At 76.0% G+C, this 5,733-nt stretch carries 2 protein-coding genes; both read left to right on the forward strand.

Going from position 1 to position 5,733, the window contains the following annotated elements:
• The coding region (locus ACH4PY_RS37025; protein ID WP_398192921.1) for an SDR family NAD(P)-dependent oxidoreductase at nt 1-3,886 on the forward strand (3,886 nt) is incomplete at its 5' end.
• A gap of 15 nt (nt 3,887-3,901) precedes the next feature.
• A partial coding sequence (locus tag ACH4PY_RS37030; RefSeq protein WP_398192922.1) for a type I polyketide synthase occupies nt 3,902-5,733 on the forward strand: 1,832 nt, incomplete at its 3' end.

Here is a 5,733-nt window from a genome sequence, read left to right on the forward strand (position 1 = left end):
CCACACCACCGGACTCACCCCCACCTACACCACAGGACCAACAACACCCACCACCGACCTCCCCACCTACCCCTTCCAACACCACCACTACTGGCTGGAGATGGACGACGGACCCGGTGACCTCACGGCGGCCGGGCTCGCGGCGGTGGGGCACGCGCAGCTCAGCGCGGCCGTCGAACTCGCCGACGGCGGGCTGGTGCTGACCGGGGTCCTCCCGGCTGCGGGCGGCGGGGGCTGGCTGGACGACCACGCGGTTGCCGGCGTTCCCCTGGTGCCCGGTGCGGCCCTGGTCGAGTGGGCGCTGCGCGCCGCCGACGAGGCGGGAGCGGGCGGCATCGACGAACTCGCCCTGCACACCCCCCTCGTACTGCCCGCCACCGGCACCCTCCGTCTCCAGATCGCCCTGGACGCCCCCGACCCCGAGGGCCACCGGGCGATACGGGTGAACTCCCGACCCTCCGGCGACGATTCGCCCTGGACCTGCCACGCGACCGGCCGGCTCGCCCCGGTGACCGCGGACGCCCCCGCGCCGGAAGCCGCCGGGGCGTGGCCGCGGCCGGACGCCGTACCGGTGGACACGGCGGACTTCTACGCCCGCGCCGAGGCGGCGGGGTACGGCTACGGACCGGCCTTCCAGGGCCTGGTGGCCGCCTGGCGGCAGGGCGACGACCTGCTCGCCGAGGTCGTCCTGCCCGAGCAGGCCCGTGGCGGCGCCACGGGTTTCGGTGTCCACCCGGCCCTCCTGGACGCCGCCCTGCACCCCCTCGCCCTCGACCGTCCCGCCGAATCCGGCGGTGACGGGCAGGTGCTGCTGCCCTTCGCCTGGACCGGCGTCACCCTGCACGCCACCGGCGCCACCCGCGTCCGCGTCCGGATGACGCCCCTGGAGCACGGCCTGCGCCTCCTGGTGGCCGACGCGGCGGGAGCCCCGGTGCTGCGCGCGGAGTCGGTGACCGTACGGCCCACGAGCGCGCGGCAGTTGCGGGACACGGGGGCGCGAGCGGTGGACGGGCTGTTCGCCGTGGCCTGGACGCCGCTGCCCGAACCGGCCGGGACGCCGGGGACGGGTACGGCGGAGGGCTGGGCGTGCCTCGGGGAGGGGCCGCCGCTGCCGGAGCTGCCGCGGCACGCCGACGTGGCCGCGCTGCTCGCGGCCGACGGCCCGCTCCCGGTGACGGTGCTGACCGGCGTGCCGCCGGTGGCGGAGGGCGCCGATCCGTCGGCGGCCGCGCTGGGCGCCGTCACGGAGGTGCTGGCACTGGTCCAGCGGTGGCTGGCGGAGCCACGGTTGGCGGAGTCGCTGCTGGTGGCCGTCACGCGCGGGGCCGTGGCGGCGGAAGGCGTCGTGCCCGATCCGGCGGCCGCCGCGGTGTGGGGCCTGCTGCGCAGCGCGCAGGCGGAGGAGCCGGGCCGCTTCGTGCTGTGCGACCTCGACGACACGGCGGACCCGGCCGCGCTGCTCGACGCCGTCGCCCGTGCGGTGGCCCGGGACGAGCCGCAGGTCGCCGTACGGGCCGGGCGCGTGCTCGTACCGCGGCTGGAGCGGGCCGTGCCGCCGGAGCTGGTGCCGCCGCCGGGCGGGACGGCCTGGCGGCTGGCCGCGGACGGTTCCGGCACGGTCGAGGGCGTGTCGGCCGTGCCCTGCCCGGAGGTGCTGGAGCCGCTGGCGCCGGGTCAGGTGCGGGTCGGCGTGCGCGCGGCGGGCGTCAACTTCCGCGACGTGCTGATCCTGCTGGGGATGTACCCGGACGAGGGTGTCTTCCGCGGCAGCGAGGGCGCGGGGGTGGTGCTGGAGGTCGGACCGGACGTGACGTCGGTGGCGCCCGGGGAGCGGGTGTTCGGCCTGTTCGAGGGCGCGTTCGGGCCCGTCACGGTGGCCGACGCGCGCACGCTCGTACCCGTACCGTCCGGGTGGAGCGACGTGCAGGCCGCCGCGATCCCCGTCGCCTTCCTCACCGCCTGGTACGGCCTGGTCGATCTCGGCCGCCTGCGGGCGGGGGACGCCGTGCTCATCCACGCGGCGACGGGCGGTGTCGGCATGGCGGCCGTGCAGATCGCCCGGCACCTCGGCGCCGAGGTCTACGCGACCGCAAGTCCGGCCAAGCACGCGGTGCTTGAGGCCATGGGCATCGACGCCGCCCACCGCGCCTCCTCCCGCGACCTCGACTTCGAAGCGGCCTTCCGGGAGAGCGCCGGAAGCATGGACGTCGTCCTCAACTGCCTGGCCGGAGACTTCACCGACGCCTCGCTGCGGCTGCTCGGCGAGGGCGGGCGCTTCATCGAGATGGGCAAGACCGACATCCGGGACACGGACTACCTCACCGACACCTACCCCGGCATCGACTACCAGTTCTACGACCTGGTCCCCCGCGCGGGCCTGGACCACGTCCACCGCATGCTCACGACGCTGGCGGACCTCTTCGCCGACGGCGCCCTCACCCCGCCGCCGGTCACCACCTGGCCGCTCGCCGACGCCCGCGAGGCGCTGCGGCACATGAGCCAGGCCAAGCACACCGGCAAACTCGTCCTCACCGTCCCGCCCGCGCTGAACCCGGACGGCACCGTCCTGATCACCGGCGGCACCGGCACCCTCGGCGCACTGCTGGCCGAACACCTCGTCACCACCTGGAACATCACCCACCTCCACCTCACCAGCCGACGCGGACCCGACGCACCCGGAGCCCACGAGCTGGCCCAGCACCTCGAACAACTCGGCGCCACCGTCCACATCACCGCCACCGACGCCACCGACCCCCACGCCGTACGCGCACTCGTCGAAGGCATCGACCCCAGCCACCCCCTCACCGGCGTCATCCACGCGGCAGGCGTCCTCGACGACGCGGTGCTGACCGCGCAGACTCCCGCGTCGCTGGCCCGGGTCTGGGACCCGAAGGCCACCGCCGCCGCCGTCCTCGACCGGGCCACCGCGCACCTCCCGCTGGCCCTCTTCCTCGTCTACTCCTCCGCCGCGGGCACGCTCGGCAGCCCCGGGCAGGCCAACTACGCCGCCGCCAACGCGTATTGCGACGCGCTCGCGGTCGGGCGGCAGCGCGCCGGGCGCCCGGCGTCGTCGCTCGCCTGGGGGCTGTGGGCCGCAGCGAGCGGCATGACCCAGCAGCTCACCGACACCGACCACGCCCGGATGAGCCGGTCCGGGACGACTCCGCTCTCGACGGAGAAGGCGCTGGGCCTGCTCGACGCGGCGCTGCGGCACGCCGACCCGGCCCTGGTCGCCCTTGACCTCGACCCGCGCGCCCTCGGCCGCCGTCCGGCCGCCGAGGTGCCCGCCCTGCTGCGGGCCCTCGCGGCGGCCGGGGCGCCGGTGCGGCGGACCGCGGCCGCGGCCGAGTCCGCGGGGTGGGCGGAGCGCATCAGCCGGCTCCCGGCGGACGAGCGGCAGCGCGAGCTGGTGGCGCTGGTCCGCAGCCACGCCGCGACGGTGCTCGGGCACAGCGATTCGGCGGCGGTCCGTACCGACTCCTCGTTCAAGGAGCTGGGCTTCGACTCGCTCACCGCGGTCGAGCTGCGCAACCGGCTCACGGCCGCGACCGGGCTGCGGCTGCCGGCCGCGCTCGTCTTCGACCACCCCGACGCGGAGAGCGCCGCCCGCTTCCTGGACGGCAGGCTCGCCCCCGACGGGCAGGCGGCCGCGCCCGCCGATCCACTGGCGCCCGTGCTCGGCGACCTGGCGCGGCTGGAGGCGACGCTCGGTGGCCGGGAGGTCGACGGGAAGGCCCGCGAGACGATCGCCGGCCGGCTGCACGCCCTGCTCTCCCGGCTGGAGGGCGGTACGTCCGGTGCGCCGGACATCGACGGGGAGGCCCTGGGCTCCGCGTCGGACGACGAGATGTTCGCGCTCATCGACCAGCAACTGGGCTCGTCCTGAGGGGATGCGGAACCGATGCCGACGACCACCGAAGACAAGCTGCGCCAGTACCTCAAACGCGTCACCCTCGACCTCGGCCAGGTCAGGCAGCGCCTGCGGGAGACCGAGGAGCGCGCACGCGAGCCGATCGCGATCGTGTCGATGGCCTGCCGCTACCCCGGCGGTGTCGACTCCCCCGAGGCCCTGTGGGATCTCGTGGCGGAGGGCGGTGACGCCATCGGCCCCTTCCCGACCGACCGCGGCTGGGACCTGGACGGGCTCTACCACCCCGACCCCGACCACTCGGGCACCAGCTACGCCCGCGAGGGCGGCTTCCTGGCCGGGGCCGGGCAGTTCGACGCGGCGTTCTTCGGCATCAGCCCGCGCGAGGCCACGGCGATGGACCCGCAGCAGCGCGTCCTGCTGGAGACCGCCTGGGAGCTGCTGGAGCGCGCGCACATCGACCCCACGAGTCTGAAGGGCACCGCGACCGGTGTCTGGACCGGCGCGGGCGTGCCCGGCTTCGGCACGCCGCCGGTCGACAAGGACGCCGAGGGCTTCCTGCTGACCGGCAACGCGCTCAGCGTCGTCTCCGGCCGGATCTCCTTCACGCTGGGCCTGGAGGGGCCGGCCGTCACGCTGGACACGGCGTGCTCGTCGTCGCTGGTGGCGATCCACCTGGCCGCGCAGGCGCTGCGGGCCGGGGAGTGCGATCTCGCGCTCGCGGGCGGGGTGACGGTGATGGCCACGCCCAACGTCATCGTCGAGTTCTCCCGGCAGCGCGGCCTCGCCCCCGACGCCCGCTGCAAGGCCTTCGCCGCCGCGGCGGACGGCACGGGCTTCTCCGAGGGCGCCGGACTGATCCTGCTGGAGCGGCTGTCGGACGCCCGCCGCAACGGCCACCGCGTGCTGGCCGTCGTCCGCGGCTCGGCCGTCAACCAGGACGGCGCCAGCAACGGACTGAGCGCCCCCAACGGCCCGTCCCAGCAGCGCGTCATCCGGCAGGCCCTCGCCAGTGCCGGGCTCGCGGCCTCCGAGGTGGACGCGGTCGAGGCGCACGGCACGGGCACCCGGCTCGGCGACCCGATCGAGGCGGACGCGCTGCTCGCGACGTACGGCCAGGACCGGCCGGACGAGCGGCCGCTGTGGCTCGGCTCGGTCAAGTCGAACATCGGGCACGCGCAGGGCGCCGCGGGTGTCGCCGGGGTCATCAAGATGGTCATGGCGCTGCGGAACGGCTCGCTGCCCGCGACCCTGCACGTGGACGAGCCGACCCCGCACGTGGACTGGACGGCGGGCGCGGTGCGGCTGCTCACCGAGCCGGTGGACTGGCCCGCGGGCGCCGCCGTCACCCGCCGGGCGGGCGTGTCGGCCTTCGGCATCTCCGGTACGAACGCGCACGTCATCCTGGAGGAGGCGCCCGAGCCGGCGCCCGTGGAAGCCCCGCCCGTGGAAGCCCCGCCCGTGGAGGCGGCCGAGGAGGGTGCGACGGTGCCGTGGGTACTGTCCGCCCGCAGCGAGGAGGCCCTCGCCGAGCAGGCCCGGCGACTGGCGCGGACGGTGGCCGAGCGGCCGGAGGTCCCGGTCGCGGACGTGGGCCGGTCGCTGCTGACCACGCGGGCGCTGTTCCCCTGCCGCGCGGCCGTCGTCGGACGGACCCGGGAGGACTTCCTTGACGGTCTCGCGGCGCTGGCGGAGGATGCGGAGCACCCGGGCGTGGTCCGGGGGACGGCGCTGGACGCGGGGGCCGGTCCGGTGTTCGTCTTCCCGGGCCAGGGCTCGCAGTGGCCCGGCATGGGCGTGGACCTCCTCGACGGCTCACCCGTCTTCGCCGCCCGCATCACCGCATGCGAACAGGCCCTCGCCCC

Source organism: Streptomyces sp. NPDC021224 (assembly GCF_044332905.1).
Taxonomy (GTDB): domain Bacteria; phylum Actinomycetota; class Actinomycetes; order Streptomycetales; family Streptomycetaceae; genus Actinacidiphila.